The 17537-nt window shown below is 68.8% G+C and carries 17 protein-coding genes; 10 read left to right on the forward strand and 7 right to left on the reverse strand.

The window, feature by feature from the left end:
- Positions 1 to 195: 195 nt before the first annotated feature.
- Positions 196 to 717: a pyridoxamine 5'-phosphate oxidase gene (pdxH, locus tag HUW62_RS36575; protein WP_275902382.1), complete on the forward strand. Its 522-nt coding sequence runs from the start codon at positions 196 to 198 to the stop codon at positions 715 to 717.
- A gap of 16 nt (positions 718 to 733) precedes the next feature.
- Here pdxH and HUW62_RS36580 read toward each other — a convergent pair whose 3' ends face one another.
- Entirely contained in the window at positions 734 to 1423 is a 690-nt protein-coding gene (locus HUW62_RS36580; protein WP_163866462.1) for an SDR family oxidoreductase, read from the reverse strand.
- 106 nt (positions 1424 to 1529) lie between these two features.
- On the opposite strand from HUW62_RS36580, the gene hemG reads away from it, so the two are divergent.
- The 4 genes from hemG to HUW62_RS36595 all read left to right on the forward strand — a co-directional run bounded on the left by hemG (position 1530) and on the right by HUW62_RS36595 (position 4997).
- Positions 1530 to 2903, forward strand: coding sequence for a protoporphyrinogen oxidase (gene hemG, locus HUW62_RS36585; RefSeq protein WP_176437055.1), 1374 nt, complete (start codon positions 1530 to 1532; stop codon positions 2901 to 2903).
- 108 nt (positions 2904 to 3011) lie between these two features.
- Positions 3012 to 3134 (forward strand): hypothetical protein, encoded by a 123-nt coding sequence (locus HUW62_RS49220; RefSeq protein WP_255203857.1) that lies wholly within the window; start codon positions 3012 to 3014, stop codon positions 3132 to 3134.
- Positions 3135 to 3165: 31 nt separating this feature from the next.
- The gene (locus HUW62_RS36590; RefSeq protein ID WP_163866460.1) at positions 3166 to 4221 is read left to right on the forward strand and encodes a sensor histidine kinase; all 1056 of its coding nucleotides are present in this window, start codon (positions 3166 to 3168) and stop codon (positions 4219 to 4221) included.
- A complete protein-coding gene (locus tag HUW62_RS36595; protein ID WP_163866459.1) occupies positions 4218 to 4997 on the forward strand; it encodes a LytTR family DNA-binding domain-containing protein in 780 nt (259 codons plus the stop codon). The genes HUW62_RS36590 and HUW62_RS36595 overlap by 4 nt, the downstream gene beginning before the upstream one ends.
- A 157-nt stretch (positions 4998 to 5154) precedes the next feature.
- Here the strand turns inward: HUW62_RS36595 and HUW62_RS36600 are convergent, their stop codons facing one another.
- The 3 genes from HUW62_RS36600 to HUW62_RS36610 all read right to left on the reverse strand — a co-directional run bounded on the left by HUW62_RS36600 (position 5155) and on the right by HUW62_RS36610 (position 9172).
- Positions 5155 to 5913, reverse strand: a complete 759-nt coding sequence (locus HUW62_RS36600; RefSeq protein WP_240356443.1) for a hypothetical protein — start codon at positions 5911 to 5913, stop codon at positions 5155 to 5157.
- A 217-nt stretch (positions 5914 to 6130) separates the two neighbouring features.
- Complete coding sequence (locus HUW62_RS36605; protein WP_240356442.1) at positions 6131 to 7612, reverse strand: hypothetical protein; 1482 nt, start codon at positions 7610 to 7612, stop codon at positions 6131 to 6133.
- A 69-nt stretch (positions 7613 to 7681) separates the two neighbouring features.
- Positions 7682 to 9172, reverse strand: a complete 1491-nt coding sequence (locus HUW62_RS36610) for a glutamate--cysteine ligase (protein WP_163866457.1) — start codon at positions 9170 to 9172, stop codon at positions 7682 to 7684.
- Positions 9173 to 9319: 147 nt separating this feature from the next.
- On the opposite strand from HUW62_RS36610, the gene rlmN reads away from it, so the two are divergent.
- On the forward strand, positions 9320 to 10399 hold the full coding sequence (gene rlmN / locus HUW62_RS36615; RefSeq protein ID WP_163866456.1) for a 23S rRNA (adenine(2503)-C(2))-methyltransferase RlmN: 1080 nt from the start codon (positions 9320 to 9322) through the stop codon (positions 10397 to 10399).
- A 197-nt stretch (positions 10400 to 10596) separates the two neighbouring features.
- Entirely contained in the window at positions 10597 to 10980 is a 384-nt protein-coding gene (locus tag HUW62_RS36620; RefSeq protein ID WP_163866455.1) for a hypothetical protein, read from the forward strand.
- On the opposite strand, the gene HUW62_RS36625 is transcribed toward HUW62_RS36620, so the two are convergent.
- Together HUW62_RS36625 and HUW62_RS36630 are read right to left on the reverse strand one after the other, a co-directional pair.
- Positions 10970 to 12592 carry an adenylate/guanylate cyclase domain-containing protein gene (locus HUW62_RS36625; RefSeq protein WP_163866454.1) on the reverse strand — a complete coding sequence of 541 codons (1623 nt, stop codon included), beginning with the start codon at positions 12590 to 12592 and terminating at the stop codon, positions 10970 to 10972. The two genes, HUW62_RS36620 and HUW62_RS36625, sit on opposite strands and share 11 nt — an antisense overlap.
- A gap of 31 nt (positions 12593 to 12623) precedes the next feature.
- Entirely contained in the window at positions 12624 to 13478 is an 855-nt protein-coding gene (locus HUW62_RS36630) for a metallophosphoesterase (protein WP_176437056.1), read from the reverse strand.
- A gap of 195 nt (positions 13479 to 13673) precedes the next feature.
- Between HUW62_RS36630 and HUW62_RS36635 the strand changes: the two genes are divergently transcribed.
- From HUW62_RS36635 to HUW62_RS36645, 3 genes are all read left to right on the forward strand, one after another.
- On the forward strand, positions 13674 to 14744 hold the full coding sequence (locus tag HUW62_RS36635) for a hypothetical protein (RefSeq protein ID WP_176437057.1): 1071 nt from the start codon (positions 13674 to 13676) through the stop codon (positions 14742 to 14744).
- Positions 14745 to 14847: 103 nt separating this feature from the next.
- Positions 14848 to 15903, forward strand: coding sequence for a hypothetical protein (locus HUW62_RS36640; RefSeq protein ID WP_176437058.1), 1056 nt, complete (start codon positions 14848 to 14850; stop codon positions 15901 to 15903).
- 151 nt (positions 15904 to 16054) lie between these two features.
- Positions 16055 to 17119, forward strand: coding sequence for a hypothetical protein (locus tag HUW62_RS36645; RefSeq protein ID WP_176437059.1), 1065 nt, complete (start codon positions 16055 to 16057; stop codon positions 17117 to 17119).
- Between the two features lie 8 nt (positions 17120 to 17127).
- Here HUW62_RS36645 and HUW62_RS36650 read toward each other — a convergent pair.
- Positions 17128 to 17537: AsmA-like C-terminal region-containing protein (locus HUW62_RS36650; RefSeq protein ID WP_217911754.1), on the reverse strand; the 410-nt coding region annotated here is incomplete at its 5' end.

Consider the following 17537-nt stretch of genomic DNA (forward strand, 5'->3'; position numbering starts at 1 on the left):
GCCCACCCGTCTTGGAGAACGGCGCCACCTCCGAGGAGATGAAGAGAATCTTCATGTGACAACGATGACGGTTGCACGGGATGAGTCAACCGCGAACGTGCGCGCCCTTTTCCTGTCCCTTATGTTGCGCCCGTGCTGATACCTCCCGACCCCATCCAGCGGTTCTCGGACCTCTTCGAGCGCGCCAAGAAGGCCATCCCGGTGGACCCCAACGCGGTGGTGGTGGCCACCGTGGGCCCCGACGGTCGCCCCAGCGCGCGCGTCGTGCTGCTCAAGGACTTCGATTCGCGCGGCTTCGTGTTCTTCACCAACCACGAGAGCCGCAAGGGCCGCGAGCTGCTCGCCCATCCCTTCGCCGCGCTGTGCTTCTACTGGCAGCCGCTGGAGGAGCAGGTCCGCGTGGAGGGCCGCGTGGAGGTCGTCTCCGACGAGGAGGCGGACGCGTACTTCAAGAGCCGCGCGCGCGGCAGCCAGGTGGGCGCGTGGGCCAGCCTCCAGAGCCAGCGCCTGGGCTCGCGCGACGAGTTGGAGACGCGCGTGGAGGAAGTCGAACAGCGCTACGCCGGGGGCGACGTGCCCCGGCCTCCGCACTGGTCCGGCTTCCGCGTGGTGCCGGACCGCATCGAGTTCTGGCACTCGCGCACCAGCCGCCTGCACGACCGACACCTGTATCTGCGCGGGCCGGATGGTTGGCAGGCGCAGATGCTGTATCCGTGACGCGTCCCGCGCGCCGCTACCAGGGCACCTCTTCGCCCTGGTAGTCGAAGAAGCGACCACTGTGCTCCGCGCGCAGCCCGTCGATGATGTTGAGCATGCCGCGCACCGAGTCGCCCGGTGGCAGCGGCGCGTCCGGCCCGCCCATGTCCGTCTGCACCCAACCCGGGTGGAGCAACACGGAGACGATGCCCTGGCCACGCAAGTCATTGGACAGGTTGCGCACGCCCATGTTCAGCGCGACCTTGGACATCCGATAGGCATACGCGCCGCCCTCGTTGTTCGCGGCCAGCGAGCCCATGCGCGAGGTGACGTGCGCCACCTTTCGAGCGACCCCGCGAAGCAGTGCGGGCAACAGCGCGCTCGTCACCCGCAGCGGGCCCAGCGCGTTGACGGCGAACGTGCGCACCGCGTCCGCGTAGTCCACATCCGTCAGGGCGCACCACAGCCCCGGGACTCCCGCGTTGTTGATGAGCACGTCCACCGGCTCTCCACTCACCGCCGAGGCGAAGGCCCTGACGCTCTTCTCCTCCGCCACGTCGAGCGCGTGGATGCGCAGTCGCCCCGCACTGCCATGCTTCAAAGGCTCCAGCCGCTGAAGTCCCTCCTCGGTGCGCACCCCGGCGTCGACGATGTCGCCGCGCTCGAGGAGCTGGTGGACGAACTCGAAACCAATGCCCCTGCTCGCTCCGGTGATGACGTAGCGCATACCCTGCATTAACGCGCCGAATGCTTGTCCTTGGCAAAACACGCAACGTCGACGGTTACTGAGTGCACGCTGGTCACCGGAAAATTTGATTCAGGAGGGACAACCGATGACTGTCGCCGTCGTAGGAGGTGGGATTTCAGGTCTGGTCGTCGCCTGGAGATTGCGCTCACGCGGTAGGGATGCCGTTGTCCTGGAGACATCCTCCCGGCTCGGCGGGGCGGTGAGTACCCGTGCGCAACAAGGCTTCCTCCTGGAGACAGGCCCCAACAGCTTCCTGGACCGTGAGCCCGCCACGCGAGAACTGGCATCCGCGCTGAACCTGGAAGACAGGATTCGAGTGGCGGACCCCGCGGCGAAGCGACGGTATGTCTATACGCGGGGCCGGCTGCGCTCCGTGCCCGCCTCCCCGCCCGCGTTCCTCGGCTCGGACATCCTCCCGCCAGGCGCGAAGCTGCGTGTCATCGGAGAGCTGTTCAGCGGTCGCGCGGCGGCGGGCGTGGACGAGTCCCTGGCGGACTTCGGCCGCAGGCACCTGGGCCGCACGGCGACGCGGGTGCTGCTGGACGCGGTGCAGACGGGCATCTTCGCCGGAGACGTGGAGCGGCTGAGCGTGGGCGCCACCTTCCCCCAGTTGGTGAAGCTGGAGCGGGAGCACCGCAGCCTCATCCTTGGCGCCATTCGAGCGCGGCGCGCCCAGCGCAAGGCCCTGCCCCCGGGCTCGACGCCGAAGTTGAGCGGCGCGCTGAGCACGTTCGAGGGCGGCCTGGGGACGCTCATCGACACGCTGGGTGCCTCTCTAGGGGACGCGGTTCGCGTGGGCGCCACGGTGGAGGGGCTGACGCGCGTGGACGGCGGCTGGCGGCTGGCGGTGAGTGAGCAGGGACGGCGCGCGGAGCTGGACGCGAGCCAGGTGGTGCTCGCGGCGCCCGCATACGTGACGAAGGGGTTGTTGCAGCCGCTGGACGTGGAGCTGGCGGCGCGCGTGGGCGGCATCGAGTACGCGCCGATTGCCGTGGTGCACCTGGGCTTCGATGCGGCGACGACGCCCGCGCCGGACGGCTTCGGCTTCCTCGTTCCTCCGACCGAGGGGCGGCGGCTGCTCGGCGCCATCCACGCCTCCACCGTGTTCCCCTTCCGCGTGGAGGCGGGCCGCGTGCTGTACACCTGCATGGTGGGCGGCGCGAAGCGGCCGGACCTGGTGGGCCTGGACGAGCCCGCGCTGGTGGCCCTGGCGCGCGAGGAGCTGGAGGCGCTCGCGGGTGTCACCGCGAAGCCGTCGCTCACGCAGGTGTACCGCTGGCCCCGGGGCATCCCCCAGTACACGGTGGGACACCTGGAGCGGATGGCCGCCGTGGACCAGGGGCTCGCCCGCTGGCCCGGGCTGCACCTGACGGGCAACGCCTACAAGGGCGTGGGGCTCAACGACTGCATCCGCAACGGGCTCCAGCTCGCGGACGCACTCGTGGCGGCGGGGCCCTGAGGGCGACTGCTCGAGTCGGGGAAACGACCGTCCAGGGTGGAGCGGACAGCGCGAGCCCGAGGCCACGTCAGACTGGGCAGGCATGCTGCCCAGACTCCGGAGCCCGCAATGCTCACCCTGCCCATGCCCCTCCTCGTCCTCGCGGCCATCCTCCTCTTTCCCGTCGTCCTGGCGGGCAGCATCCTCGTCGATGCCTTCGAGTTGGAGGTGGAGGAGCAGCCCGCGCAGTGAGCGGTCCAAGGGTGTAGGCTCCCTCTGGAGCATGTCGGAGAAGCCTGAAGGGTCCATCGTCCGCGCCACGCTGCGGGCCCTCGCGGAGCCCCGCAGGCTCGTGCCCATCCTCCTGGTGTCCGCGCCCCTGGTCGCCGCGCAGACGAGTTTCAGCCACGAGCCGCTCGCGCCCCACCTGGGCGTGCTGATGTGCCTGCTCTTCGTGGGCGTGGCCCCCGTCTCCTACCGCATCCTCTTCCCGGGCGGCCTGGACTTGAGCCACGGCGGAGTGCGCGTGCTGATGTACGGCACCGTGGGCAGCGGCGTGGTGCTCACCTCCGGCTTCGTGCTGCCGAAGCTCCTGGGCATGGGGCCCACCTTCCTGACGCAGCCCACCAACCTCATCGTGTGCAACGCGCTGTTCCTGGTGGGCGGCTGGGGGCTGGGGCGGGACATCGGCTTCGAGGAGTCACTCGCGAAGGAGCGCGCCCGAGCGGCCCGCTTCGCGCTGGAGGCGGAGCAGGCGCAACTGCTCGCGCTGCGCAGCCACCTGGACCCGCACTTCCTCTTCAACACGCTCAACGCCATCGCCGAGTGGTGCCGCGAGGACGGCGCCGTGGCCGAGGCCGCCGTGCTGCGGCTGTCCACCATGCTGCGCTCGGTGCTCGCCGGCGTGCGCAAGGCCACGTGGCCCCTGTCGGAAGAGCTGGCGCTGATGCGCACCCTCTTCGACCTGCACCTCCTGAGAGACCCGGAGCTGTTCCAGCTCACGCTGGACGTGTCCACGGGCGCGGAGAACGTGCAGGTGCCGCCGCTCGTGCTGCTGCCGCTGGCGGAGAACGCGGTGAAGCACGGCCCGGCCGCGGGCCACCGGGGCCTGCTCTCGCTGGGCGTCCGCGTCCACGAGCAGGACGTGGAGGTGGCGATTGAGAACCCCGGAGCGTCCAAGGGCCCTCGCGAAGGCAGCGCGGGCCTGCCCACCGTGGAGCGCCGCCTGGCCCTCGCCTATGGCGACCGTGCGCACCTGGCGTTGAGCAGTGAAAAAGGCCGCACCCGCGTCACCGTCACCCTGCCCCGCTCGGGCCCCCTGCATGGAGTCGTCACATGAGCCCACCACTGCGAGTCCTCATCGCGGATGACGAGCTGCTCGCCCGCAAGCGGCTGTCGCGCCTCTTGGGCGCCCTGCCCGACGTGGAGGTGTGCGGCGAGGCGGCGGATGGAGAGGCCGTGCTCGCCGCGGTGCGCGCGGGCGGCGTGGACGTGGTGCTGCTGGACATCCACATGCCCGGCCTCAGCGGACTGGACGCGCTGGCCCTCCTGCCCGAGGGACGCCCGCGCGTGGTGCTGTGTACCGCGCACGCCGAGCACGCCGTGGAGGCCTTCGAGCACGGCGCCGTGGACTACGTGCTCAAGCCCGTGGAGCCCGCGCGACTGCAGAAGGCCCTGGAGCGCACCCGCGCGCGACTGGAGGCCGATGCCCGCCCGCGCGACACCACACCGTCTCCGGAGAAGGCCGCGCCGCCACCGCGCGCGCTGCCACGGCTGCCCATCCCCACGCGGCAGGGCATCGTCCTGGTGGACCCGGAGACGATTTCCCACGCATCGCTCGACGACGAGCTGGTGACGGTGTTCACCACGCAGGGCGAGTTCCTCACCGACTTCACCCTCAACGAGCTGGCGGAGAAGCTGCCCGAGGAGTTGTTCCACCGCGTGCACCGCAGGGCGCTGCTCAACCTGCGCCATGTCGCGCGGCTGGAGCCATTGGAGACGGGTGGGTACCTGGCGCGCACGGCTCGGGGACACGCGGTGGAGATCAGCCGCCAGTCCGCACGGGAGCTGCGCAAGATGCTGGGGTTGCGTCGAGGCGCCGAGGACGAGGGCTGAAGAAGCCCCCGAGTGAGGTTTGCCGCGGCGAGCGAGGGCCTCCGTTGCCCCTCCTCCCCGCGCGCGGCCATTCAACCTCATCGAAGCCGACTGCCTGACTCCCCAGCGGAGTCAGCCCTGCCCGCGACGCGCCCAGCTCGCGCCGCGCCTTGAAACTCTACTGCACGCTCACTTCGACCTGGACGTCGCGGCCGTTCACCTTGCGCGTGAAGATGACGGTGCCACGCTCGGTCCACCGGGGATGGGTGCCCTTGCCCAGGCTGTAGGCGGACGCGACACCGAGGTTCTGGTTGAAGCTCATCACGCGGACTTCGCTGTCGCTCGTCTGGGACGTGAAGTAGACGATGATGCGGCGCTCATTCGGCGCCCACTGCACGCCGGTGCTGCTCGCGGGCGTGGGTACGAAGGCCGGGTCATTGGCCTTGGTGCAGCCCGCGTTCGTGACCTGGTCCAGGTCCTTGCCGTTGCCCTTCACGCTCCAGAACGAAGTCAGCCCCGAGCGCTTCTTCGACTGGAACAGGATGCGCTTGCCGTCCGGCGTCCACGACGGGTCCTGGTCGTCATGGCCCGACGTCAGCTGGTCGTCCTTGCCGTTCTTCACGTTGTAGACGTGCAGCTCGGTGCGCGTCACCGCGTCACCCACGTCCCACGAGTCCGGCAGCTTCGCGTAGACGACCTCGCGGCCATCCGGAGACACCGACGGCGCGCCGCTGCGCTTGGCCACCAGCGTCGCCTTGCCATCCTGCACCGAGTACAGCGACTGGCTGCCGGTGAGGTAGACGATGATGCGGCGATCCGCGACGAGCTCTTCCGTCTCCAGGGCGCCGGACTGCTGCACGACGACAGCGTCCTGCGGGGAAGCGGCCTCCTCCAGCTCCGGGGCTCCGCACGCGGCCAGCGCCAGGGAAGAAGCCATCCACATCACGAGCGTCCTACGACGAGCGAGGCTTCGGCTTTCATTCGGATGCATACGGTCCTCTGTGTGAAATTTCCGCTGCTGAGTACGAATAGTGACAAACCAGTCTGACCCGCACTCACGGGTATTTCACGTCAGAAGGCGGGAACAATCCACCCGGTCTCAACTCAGTCGCGATTGACCCGCTGAGTACATGACGCGCCGCTCCTGCACCGCGTCACCGCGTCACGAACAAGGACGGCACACGCGCTGCGTCGTCCCCGAGGACTTCGGAAAGAACCTGGTATGCCGGAGTAGGGAGCGCGAGGCCGGCACGCGCACAGCGGGCGGCCTCATCCAATGTGCGTGCGGGCGTGGTGCAGTAGGACTCGCGCCAGTGGTCCTGGAGTGACTGGGCGAAGCGCGCGCTCATCTGTTCCACGCGTGCTTCGAGCCAGGACTCGGGCGAGGTGAAGTTCGCGCGGCTGGGGGACACGTCGCCGGGGCCGAAGGAGACGTCGTGCTCGTAGGCGGACTCGGAGAGGTGGTCCTGGAGTACCGCCGACATCGGCCCACGCCGGACATCCAGTACGCCCGTGGATGACAAGGTGAGCTGGTGTTCCACCGAGAGACGCAGCGCGTGAAACTCGAAGGTGCGAGCTACGTCCCTGTAGCGCGTCACTTCGACGGTGAAGTCGCGTGTGTACGTGCGCACCTTGGTCACCTTGCGCGTCTGCTTCTTGCCGTCCTTGTCCGTGTACTCCTCCTCCGTGTCGTAGGGCTCCTCAATCGTCTCCTTGCGCTCCTCGTGGTCGGTGTAGGGGACCTTCTCGTAGTAGGGGGCGGTCAGCTCGACGGAGCGGCTGTCGCGGAGCGTGGCGAAGCGGCCGGCGAGCGACAGCTCCGGGTGGGAGCGCGCGGCGGGAGAGAACCAGGGCGAGGCCTCGAAGGCGTGCGTGAGCCGGGTGCGCAGAAGGTCCATGCGCGCGGCGTCCAGGCCCTGCACATGGCCCGTCCACGTCGGTGACGCGGTGAGCTCGGGGGCCGGGGGCGGCTCGGGGGCGAACTCGCGCCAGTGACGGCAGTAGCGCGACACCAGTTCGCGCCAGTGGGGCGCGTCCTCCGAGGGCACGTCTCGCAGTCTCTGGCAGCCCTCCTTGCCGCTCTGGAGCACCACGGACTCCATCTCGCGATGGATGACGACCATCTCCTTGTGCGCGAGCAGCGGGCGCTTGCGCGCGAGCGTCTCCTCCGCGCTCAGCGCGAGCCCCTGTTTCGCGGGCGTGCTGATGGCGAGGCGCAGGTGCTTGTGCGTGCCCTCCATCTCCTCCAGCAGCGAGCTCTCCAGACCGCCGTTCAGCTTGGAGTTCCACTGCGCGCGACGGTCCAGGAAGCGCAGGAGGTCGTCCTCGGCCTTCTCGTCGATGCCCTCCAGCCGATAGCGCCGGGCGTTGCCCAGCAGCTGTCCCAGCGCCTTGCCGCGCAGGCCGTCGCGCTCGTTGACGAGGTCCTTCTCGAAGGGGCTTTTGGTGACCAGTTCGTCGTAGATGGCGGCGGCCTCGACGAACTGGCCGTTGCGAGCCAGCTCGTCGGCGCGACCGCGCAGGGTGGAGCAGGCACTACCGAAGACGACGAGCAGCAACAGCGACGGGAGGAGTCGGAGCATGAGCGCGGAGGCGGGGTGCTCGGCCGCTGACGCGCCGGGCGGGCTGATATTCAACCCGAGACCAGCCTCCTCGCAACGCACAACCCTCCGGACGCCCGCCCGGCGGGTCTCACCCGCCAACCCTCACTCCGCGGGCCACTCGTGCACGGGCAGCCCTGAAGCAGCGTGTTCCATGTATCGCTCCAGCATCGCCGCCAGCGCATCCTGGCGAGGCATCTGCGCCTCCAGGCGGGTCAACATCTGTCGCTGCCAGCGCGCGCCCGTGCACCGCAGCTCCACGCGCCGGGCGATGATGCCCAGCATCCGGTCCACCTCGTCGGCCTCCACTCCCGCCGACAGGAGCCCTCGCCGCGCCACCGGGATGAGCTGGCGCAGCAGATCCACCACGGGCACGACGCGCGGGCTCGGCGCGGACTCGCCCGGCCACAGCAGCTCCGCGTCCAGTCCCCGTCGCGATGCGCGGATGAAGTTCCCGGCCGCATGCGCGAAGGGCAGCGCCGGCAGGAGCGCGTCCATTCGCTCGGCCAGCCCGAGCGTCAGCCCCAACAGGAAGGCGCCGTTGGCCGCCATGTCCACGACGGTGGGGCCCGCGGGCAACGCGCGCAGCTCGATGCGCAGGTGGCCTTCGTCCTTCGGGTCATAGACGGCGCGATTCCAGGACCACACGGTGCCCTGATGCAGGCGCAGCTCCTCCAACCCAGGCACGCCACCCTCCGCCACGCGCTCCAGCGCGGACTCCGTGCCCACCACCGGCAACAGCGGCGGGTGCAGCGCCACCGCCTCCGCGAACAGCTCGTACGCACCCTCGCGGGCCCACCCGTGGCCGAACGTCACGCGCGCATGGGGTTGGAAGCCGCCCTCGCCCGGCTCGCCCCGGTCATCCATCGCCTGACGGAACAGCGCCACCCGCGTCTCGTCCCAGAGCTTGCGCCCCAGGAACAGCGGCGAGTTCCCGGAGACGGCCAGCACGGGCGCGGTGGCGAGCTGCGCGGCGTTGTAGAGGCGCGCGAAGTCCTTCGGCGCCACGCGCAGATGAAACTGGAGCGACGTGTTCGCCCCCTCCAGCGTCACGTCTTCCCACGCGAGCTTCAGCGCCTCCTCTTCCCCGTTGATGGCCACCTGGAAGGGGGCCGTGCGCCGTTGACGGATGGCCGCATTCAACGCGTGGTAGCGCGTCTGCGCGGTGAGCGCGTGGGGGCCCAGGTCCGCCACCCGCAGCGTGGGCAGGATGCCGATGGCCGCCACCCGCGCGCCCTGCGTCGCCGCCGCGCGCCGCACCTCTCGCAACGAGTCCTCGAACTCCGCCTGGAGCGCGGTGAAGGGCCGCCCCGCCAGCGGACCCGGGCGCAGGTTCACCTCCAGGTTGAAGCGGTCCACCTCCAACGTCACGCGCGGGTCCTCCGTGTTCGCCAGCACCCGCTGGTTCACCGGCAACGGAAAGCCCATCGAGTCGACGAGGAACAGCTCCAGCTCCGCCCCAATCGTCGTCGGTCCTTCTCCGAAGCCCGGCCGCGCCAGGAGCGCGCGCAGCGCCTCCAGGTTCTCCGCGAGCCGCTGCGAGAACCGGGCGTAGTCCTCCGGAAGAAATTCCTCCTGCTCAATCGCGAGCCCCATGGCCGGAGAAGGTGTGCACGGTCGCCCGCACCGTCAGCTCCCACCGGGGGCTTGCCGGGCCGTACGCCATGCATACCGGGTGGGAGTCCCGCCGTGGCCCTCGCCCCGGGTGACACCGGCCCGGGTGTGTTATCTGGAGCCCTGGCCATGCCGTCCGACACGCCCACCAACCTCTACGACTTGACGCGGCCCGCGCTGGGCGCGCTGTTGTCCGACTGGGGCTTCCGGCCCCACCACCGCGACGTCTTGTGGACCGGGCTGTACCGCCAGCAGGTGCGCGCGCTCGACGAGGTGGAGGGTCTGCGCTCCGACTTGCGCGACACCCTGCGTGAGCGCACCCGGTTGAGCCACCTGGCCACGCACCACGAGGCCTTCAGCTCCGACGGCCACACCCACAAGCTCCTGCTGCGCCTGGAGGACGGCCAGACGATTGAAACCGTCCTCATGCGTTTCAAGGGACGTGCGACGGTGTGCATCAGCACCCAGGCGGGGTGCGCCATGGGCTGTGTCTTCTGCGCCACGGGACAGATGGGTCTTTCGCGCCACCTCACGCCCGGCGAAATCGTGGGGCAAATCCTCCACGTGCAACGCATCCTCCGCGAAACCGGCGAGTCGCTGCGCAACGTCGTCCTCATGGGCATGGGCGAGCCGCTGCACAACTACGACAACACCCTGGCCGCGGTGGATGTCCTGGTGGACCCGCTGGGCCTGGCGATGGGGCCGCGCTTCATCACGCTGAGCACGGTGGGCGTGGTGCCCGGCATCCGCCGGCTCGCGGACGAGGACCGGCCCGTGCAGCTCGCCGTCAGCCTCCATGGCGCCACCGACGCGGAGCGCGCCGCGCTGGTGCCCGCCGGACGTCGCTGGCCGCTGGCTGAGCTGATGGACGCGTGCCGCTACTACATCGCCCGACGCAAGCGCCGCATCTTCTTCGAGTGGACGCTCATCGCCGGACGCAACGACACGTCGGAGCATGCGCACACGCTGGGCGCGCTGTTGGGCGGCATGGACGCGCACGTCAACGTCATCCCCCTCAACCCGACGGTGGGCTACGACGGAGACCCGAGCCAGCCCGCATCGGTGCGCGCCTTCCAGGACGTGCTGATGTCGCACGGTGTCCCCAGCACCGTGCGTCAACGCCGGGGCATCGACATCGACGCGGGCTGTGGTCAGCTCAAGTCCGCCGTGGAGCGACGTTCCCGCCGTTCACTTCCCACCAGCCCGTGAGCGGCGGACGGGTTGGGCGCGCGCATGTCAGCCGCCCTCGTTAACGTGCGCCGTCGACGACCGCGGTCCCGACCCCACACCTGATTTCGCATGCTTGTGTCGCTGGATGACACCCGCGAGGTTTCCGCGGGGGGCCTCTTGCACGCTCCATGGCCGTGGGCACATTCTTTCCATCGGCTTCCCAGGGGAGGTGGGCGATGCTTTCCATCCAGGAGCACGCAACGACGGAAGAAGCGAGCAGCGACCTGCTCGACTTCATCCTCCAGCCGTCCAACTGGCTCGCGGCCGTACGTCGGGATTCGGAACCCGCCGTCTGGCCCGGGCAGAACACGCTCTATCAGCGGCGCGTGGGCGCGTTGCGCATCTGCGCATCCGTTGACGTCTCCGACGGGCTGGAAGTGTCACTCCACATCGCGTTCCGCGCGCCGGGCCTCACGCCGGTGAAGGCCGCGGACCACCTGGAGAGCTTCCTCAAGCAGCGGCTGCCGCTGACGCCCAACTCCGAGTGGCAGGTGGAGGTGGACGAGCGCCGGTGGATCCACTTCTCCCGGCGCTACGCGGCCTCGCACCTCACGGCGTGAGCGGGTCCATGCGGTAGTGGCGCAAGGGCTGCGCCACGTTCTTCACCGGCGTCTCCGTGAGCGCGCCGAAGCGCAGGCGCTGGACGAACGGCTCTCGCGAGTCCACCAACGCCTCCCGCGCGCTCGCCATCACCAGCGTCTCCCGGAAGCCCGCCAGCGACTGGAGTCGCGCGGCCTGGTTCATCCCACTGGAGAAGGCGGTGTACTGCCGGTTGGGGCCGAAGAGGCCACAGTTGGCATTCGCCAGGTTGACGCCCACGGCCACGCCCAGGCCGGGCAGCTTCACGCGCTCGCACAGCGCAACCACCTCTTCGCGAGCGCCCAGCGCGGCGGTGAGCGCCTGGATGTCACACGCGGCGCGCACGGTGGCCTGCGCGCGCTCCACGCGGCTGGACTTGAAGAAGGGCGGACCGAAGAGGCCGATGACGCAGTCGCCGACCATCTTGTCGAACACGCCGCCGTGCTCCCAGATGCTGTCCACGGCGCGCGCGCTCCACTCGTCCACGAAGCGGGCGATGCTGCGCGGGCTGTCGAAGCCGTGCTCGCAGATGCGGGTGAAGCCGTTGATGTCCGCGAAGAGGATGCCGACTTCCTGGTCCTGCGCACGCAGGTGCTGGGCGTAGTTGGGGTCCTGCAGCAGCGCGTCGATGATGGCGTTGGGGAAGAACTGCGACAGGTGGATGCGCTCACGGTTGTAGTCGAGCAGGCGCTGGCTGAGCGTGGAGGCCAGGACGCGGATGAGGTCCATGGCGTAGGCGGAGAAGCCCTCGTCGCAGGAGACCGCGATTTTGCCCAGGGGCTCGCTGGTGGCGGCGCCGGAGATGAGCACCGCCTCCGTGGTGCGGCCGGGGAGCAGTTGGTGCAGCGCGGAGCCTTCGGTGGCGAGGAGCCGGTGGCCGTACTGGCGCAGGGCCTTCTCCAACTCCGGGCTGGGCTGCTCTCCGCTCTCGAACTCCAGGTGGCCGTGGCGGTACATGCGGTAGTGCAGCACCTGGGTGCGCACGGCGTCGCGGTACAGCAGGAGGAAGGTCGGCAGGCGCACGCGCTGGGCCAGCGTCAGCACGGCCTGGTCCATGCCCACCTCGAACACGGGGTTGGCCAGGTGGGCATTGCACTGGATGATGAGCTGGTGCTTCTCCGACGCGGTGTGGACCATGCACAGCACCGTGTCGAGCTGCTCGGCGATGGTGTCCAGCACGCGCAGGGCCCGCGCGGAGGCGTCCGGTGACGTGTGGTCCCCCGCGAAGAGCAGCCCGAAGGAGCCCACGCGGTCTCCGGCGACGTCGAGCGGCTGGGTGACGAGCGTGCCGCCTCCCAGGCGTCGGGCCCCGGAGGCGCCTTCGAGCAGGGGGCCGGGGAAGTCCTCGCCCCAGTCGCCCTCGGTCCAGGTCTGCACGCGCAGGTCCTCGTCGCGCGTGGTCAGCGCCACGGCGCGGGCGCCGGTGAGGGCGAGGATGGACGGGAAGCAGCGGCGGAAGGACTGGGCGAGGTTCTCTCGCTCGCGGAGGCTCTCTTCCAGCAGGTCATCCACGGCGCGCTGAAGGGCGCGCAGGGCCTTGTACTCTTCCAGGCTCAAATCCGTGGACGGCGGTGCGTGAGCAGGATGCGTCATGAGCGCTTTCTACCGCCATGAGCGCTGGCTGTCACAGGGCTGGCGTCTGGGGCTGGCCGCCGACCACCTGGCCCCCGGCCACCTCGATGAGCCAGTAACCCTCGTTGCCGGCCTCGGTGGAGGACCCGGCGCCGAAGATGTGGGGGCGCTCGGTGGTGGCGGGGTGGTGGTAGCGGTGGTGGATGTGGCCGTGGAGCACCGCGTAGCGAGGACCCGGGAGCAGGCGCAGCAGGGCCTGGGCGTCACGCAGGCCGTGGTGCCAGTGGTCCGCCTCTCCCTTGCGGGTCAGCGGGGCGTGGTGGACGACGACGAACACGGCGCGCCCGTCCAGCCGGGGGTCCTTCAGCAGGGCCTCGAGTCCCGCGAGCTGGGCATCGCCGATGGTGCCGTAGGACAGGCCCGGAGAGAGGGGGACGCGGGCGGACAGCAGGCCCACCACGGCGGCCTCGGTGCCCACGAGGCGCACGAAGGGGAAGGCGCCTTCGCGGCGGTACTCCGGCAGGTCGCTCTCCAGCAGGTGGCCGAAGTGGTGCGCGAAGCGGCCCTTCCGGTGGCTGCCCGGCGTGTAGACGTCGTGGTTGCCGGGGATGATGGTGCAGCGGCGCGGGTCGTCCGCGAGGGAGCCCAGGGCTTCACGGGCGCCGCGGAACTCGCTGTCGAGCGCGTAGGCCGTGAGGTCGCCGGAGAGGATGAAGTGGTCGGCGGTGTGGCGTTGCATCTCGCGGGCGATGGCGGAGAGGGCGTGGGGCGCGCGGGCATAGCGCTTCGCGCGGCCACCCACGGTGAGCTCCGCCAGGGCGACCCAGCGACGCCAGCCGAGCCGGCGCAGGGGCAGCGCGAAGTAGTCGTCGGTGATGTGGACGTCGGAGCAGTGGATGAAGCGCATCGAATCTCCCGCCCGGGCAACGGCCGGCCGGGTGCGGGCATTCTCCCTGGATGCGGATGGAGGGGAAGCGGCTTCTGCGCGGGAGCAGGCGGCCCTGGGGCGGGCGGGTGACCAAACCATGATGAAGACATGGACCCCGGAATGCCGTCGGGTCCGTGAGGGTCGGGATGATTCTCCTCCTCAGGAGGAACGTCCATGCGTGAGCAGTCCCCCGATTCGGATCTCGATGGCACTCCTACGCGCGACGCCTGGTGGCCCGGCGCGAGGGCGTCACGCGGACTGCTGGCACTGACCCTGGTCAGCTTGTTCATTCACGCTCCACGCGTCGAGGCCTATCCCATCGCCCCCGTGACGCTGTGGCCCCTGACGCAAGAGGCGGAGCTCATCGTCTGGGCGGACGTCGAGCAATTGCGCATCGCTCCAAGAGAGCGCGATGAGGATGGGATGCCATTCGACGGTGGCGAAATCGCGACACTGAAGATCCGGGAGACGTGGAAGGGGTCGGTGCGTCCTGGAGAACGAGTCGAGGTGCGTTTCTCATCGGACATCATCTGCCCGGCGCCGCCTTGGTACGGTGCCGGGCGCCCGGTCATCGCGTTCCTGGCCCAGGGAGACGGTCGATGGTGGACCGTGGGCATGTCCTACGGGACGCGCCATCCGAAGAACCCCACTGACGTCGATGCGTATCGAAGGGTGGTGACGGCCGCCAGGGATGCACAAGCCCGTGCGGCGCGGTCCGGGCTCCCAGGGAAAGTCGTCGACCTCCAGCAGGAACGCATTGAGTGGCAAGTGCACGCCGCTCTTCATCCGGCGACACGCTGGGATGGCCTGTATGAGCTGTCACAAGGAACCGCCGCCGTGAGACAAGCCCGTCGCCAGCAACTGGCACGTGGCTTCGCGAAACAGCCGTCATTCGACCAGACGGTCTCGCTGATGCTCACCACCCTGCGTGGCTTCCCCAACAAGGACGTGGACCGGACGGTCGCGAATGTCCTCGAGACAGTCCTCGCCGAGCAGGGAGCGCCCTACTGGGCGTTCACGGCCTTCGACCTGCTGCGCGAGCGTCACGGCGAGAAGCCCGAGCGACGAACCCCTTGGTACAAGATGGTGCCTCCGAAAAGCCCCATCGAGGCCAAGGCGGAATACGCCAGGTCACTCGCGCGCGACTGGCTGAGCTTCAAACAACGCCACGGCTTGAAGCCCCGGCGACTCGTGCTTCCCGACGCCGCCCTCGTTCAGGGCCCGGCTGGGCGTCCCCCTTTCTAGATGGCGGGTGAACACGACCAGCGGCGCGCGCCATGACCGAAGGATGACGAAGCAATGGACCCCACACCAACATCGCCGTCATAGAACCCGGGATGCTGCATCCATGCTTCAGTCCTCCCATCGTGAGCTTCGCGGCAGGCCCGGCTTTCCTCCATCGCGGATGGAGGGAGGAAAGCTCTCCGGCCTGCGAGGCCTGTTGTTGGTCGCCTTGTTTGTCCACACCTCACGCGCCGAGGCCGAGTCCATTGCTCCCGTGACGCTGTGGTCTCTGACTCATGAGGCGGAGCTCGTCGTCTGGGCGGACGTGGAGCGAGTGCGTCAATTGCCACGGGAGCCCTATGCCGCGCCGTCCCTGGATGACAGCGACGTCGCGACACTCAAGGTCCGGGAGACGTGGAAGGGTTCGGCGCACCCAGGAGAGCGCATCGACGTCCACTTCGCGGCGAACCTCGATTGTCCAAGGCCCGCTCGCTACGAACCCGGTCTCGCGGTCGTCGCGTTCCTGATGAAGCAGCGTGGCCAATGGCACACCGTGGCCTTGTCCTATGGAACTCGCTATCCGGAGGGCCCCTCGGAAGTGGAGGCGTTTCGCAGGGTGGTGACGACGGCACGAGAGGCACAATCCCTCGGGCCGCCGTCCGGGAGAGGACAGGCGACACCCGATTTCGAGGCGGCACGGCGGGACTGGCATGTGCTCGCCTCGCTTCACCCAGCGACACGCTGGGATGGTTTGTATGGGGCGACGCTGGGCCCCGGACTGACCCAAGCCCATCGACAGCAACTGGCTCGCGCGTTGGTCGAGCATCCGCCTTTCGACCCGGAGCTGTTGCAGATGCTCGCCGCCCTGCGCGGATACTCCAGCAAAGCCGTCGACAGGAAGGTCGCCAACATCCTCGAGACGCTCATCACCGAGAAGGAAGCACCCGCTTGGGCGGGGTTCGCGCTCGACCGGCTGCGCGAGAGATACGGAGAGAAGCCGGGATGGCGAAGGCCCTGGTATGAAATCCCCTCGAACGGCCGCGATGAATCCGAGGTCGTGAACTCCACCGAAGTCGCGCGCGACTGGCTGGCCTTCAAGAAACGTCATGGCCTGAAGCCCCGGCCACTTTCGCCTCCCCCGCCCCGCCGCCCTGGGCCAGATGGCGCTCCTTCCCTCTAGAGCCATCCCCTCGGTCCGTGGAGGCCGTCGCGCGACTGAGGGGGCTGCAACCTGGGCGGCCTCGTGATGAAAGCATGATGCAGCGATGGAGCCCGCGTGAGCGACCTCCGGGCATGGAACGGGATGCTCCTGCTCCCCCAGGAGATGCCCCATGCGTGAGCAATCACCCCGCGCTCTTCAAACCGCGCCATCCACCCTCGCTGCGTCGCGGTGGACAGCCGCCAGAGCGACATACCGACTTCTCGCCCTGGCACTGGTCACCGTGCTCAGCCATGCACCCCAAGCCAGAGCCTCATTTCCTCCTCCGCCGCACACGCTCTGGGAGCTGGCACACGAAGCCCAGCTCATCGTCTGGGCAGAAGTCGAGAGCGTAAGCGAGCGGCCAGAAGTGCTGGAGGGGTTCGGATACAACGCCAACGTGACCTTGGAGGTTCGTGAAACCTGGAAAGGCTCGGTACGCACCGGAGAGCGCATCGAGACATTCATCTTCTCCGGGAGCCCATGTGACACGAATCTCCAGGTAGGGCTTACGGTCGTCGCGCTCCTCAACAAGGAGAATGGCCAATGGTTTCCCGCGTGGCCACTCTGTGGGACGCGCTTCCCAGCCAGCGACTCGGATGTGGAAGCCTACCGTCGGGCGATCACAGCAGCCCAGCAGGCACTGGACCGATGGATTCAGGCACGGCTCGCAGGGGAGGCACCCGACTTCGAGAAGGAGCACTGGGACTGGAGGGTGCTCGCTGCTGTCCATCCAGCGACACGCTGGGACGGCGTGGCCGACGTGTCACCCGAAGAGCTGGATGCAGTTCATTCATTCTGCACCCCGCGAGCGTCTCCCAATAGTTGGCGGGTCCAAGGCTATCGCGAGGAACTGGCTCGCGACGTCGTCGTATACCCCTCCTTTGACCGCACATTCGCGCTGTTGCTCAAGCTCCTTCGCGGCTTTCCCAGCAAGGAAGTCGACCGGGTGGCCACGAATGTCCTCGAGACGGTTGTCACCGAAAACCCTCCACCTCCCTGGGCCGTCTTCGCCTTCGACCTGCTGCGCGAGCGACTGGGTGAGCACCCCACGCCACGCCCCAGTTGGAGCTACACACAAGGAAAGAGCTTCTCCGAAATTGAAGCAGCGAACACCAAGTCCTTCGTGCGCGAATGGCCGGACTTCAAGCAGCGCCATGGCCTGAAGCCCCAGCCCATCCAACCGCCAGCGAAGTAACCCGGTCCCTACTTCTTGCCGGGTCGTTTCAAGAGGTCGCCCAGGCTCTTGCGCGCCTGATTCACGGGGTTCTCGATGCCCTTCGACACCCCGGGCAACAGTCCCTTCGCGATATCCGCCGCGCCTCCCGTGCTCACCTTGGGCGCCTTCAGTGTCCCGGTGATGGTGACCGGAACGGACACCGGCGCCTTGATGGGAACCGCGCCTCCCGTGAGACCCGAGACGAACTCCTTGGACGCCTCAACCGTGCCCTTGAGCTCCAAACGCTGATCCAACCCCACCCGGCCATCCAACGTTCCGTTGCCCAGGTCCGACCGGAACGCCATGGGCTGCGTGAATGACACCCATCCATCCTTGACGCTGAACTTCGCGTTCAAGTCCTTGAACCGCGTGCCCTTCCCCGCCTGCTGCACCGTCC

Source organism: Myxococcus sp. AM011 (assembly GCF_013372595.1).
GTDB lineage: Bacteria > Myxococcota > Myxococcia > Myxococcales > Myxococcaceae > Myxococcus > Myxococcus eversor.

Coding starts and splice junctions, on each gene's coding strand:
- HUW62_RS36580 (WP_163866462.1), bottom strand. CDS start 1,423: ATGCGCTACGTCATCACCGGAGCGAGCAGGGGCATTGGTTTCGAGTTC.
- HUW62_RS36590 (WP_163866460.1), top strand. CDS start 3,166: ATGTCGGAGAAGCCTGAAGGGTCCATCGTCCGCGCCACGCTGCGGGCC.
- HUW62_RS36625 (WP_163866454.1), bottom strand. CDS start 12,592: ATGACGCATCCTGCTCACGCACCGCCGTCCACGGATTTGAGCCTGGAA.
- HUW62_RS49220 (WP_255203857.1), top strand. CDS start 3,012: ATGCTCACCCTGCCCATGCCCCTCCTCGTCCTCGCGGCCATCCTCCTC.
- HUW62_RS36600 (WP_240356443.1), bottom strand. CDS start 5,913: ATGGCTTCTTCCCTGGCGCTGGCCGCGTGCGGAGCCCCGGAGCTGGAG.
- HUW62_RS36610 (WP_163866457.1), bottom strand. CDS start 9,172: ATGGGGCTCGCGATTGAGCAGGAGGAATTTCTTCCGGAGGACTACGCC.
- hemG (WP_176437055.1), top strand. CDS start 1,530: ATGACTGTCGCCGTCGTAGGAGGTGGGATTTCAGGTCTGGTCGTCGCC.
- HUW62_RS36630 (WP_176437056.1), bottom strand. CDS start 13,478: ATGCGCTTCATCCACTGCTCCGACGTCCACATCACCGACGACTACTTC.
- HUW62_RS36635 (WP_176437057.1), top strand. CDS start 13,674: ATGCGTGAGCAGTCCCCCGATTCGGATCTCGATGGCACTCCTACGCGC.
- rlmN (WP_163866456.1), top strand. CDS start 9,320: ATGCCGTCCGACACGCCCACCAACCTCTACGACTTGACGCGGCCCGCG.
- HUW62_RS36645 (WP_176437059.1), top strand. CDS start 16,055: ATGCGTGAGCAATCACCCCGCGCTCTTCAAACCGCGCCATCCACCCTC.
- HUW62_RS36595 (WP_163866459.1), top strand. CDS start 4,218: ATGAGCCCACCACTGCGAGTCCTCATCGCGGATGACGAGCTGCTCGCC.
- HUW62_RS36620 (WP_163866455.1), top strand. CDS start 10,597: ATGCTTTCCATCCAGGAGCACGCAACGACGGAAGAAGCGAGCAGCGAC.
- HUW62_RS36640 (WP_176437058.1), top strand. CDS start 14,848: ATGCTTCAGTCCTCCCATCGTGAGCTTCGCGGCAGGCCCGGCTTTCCT.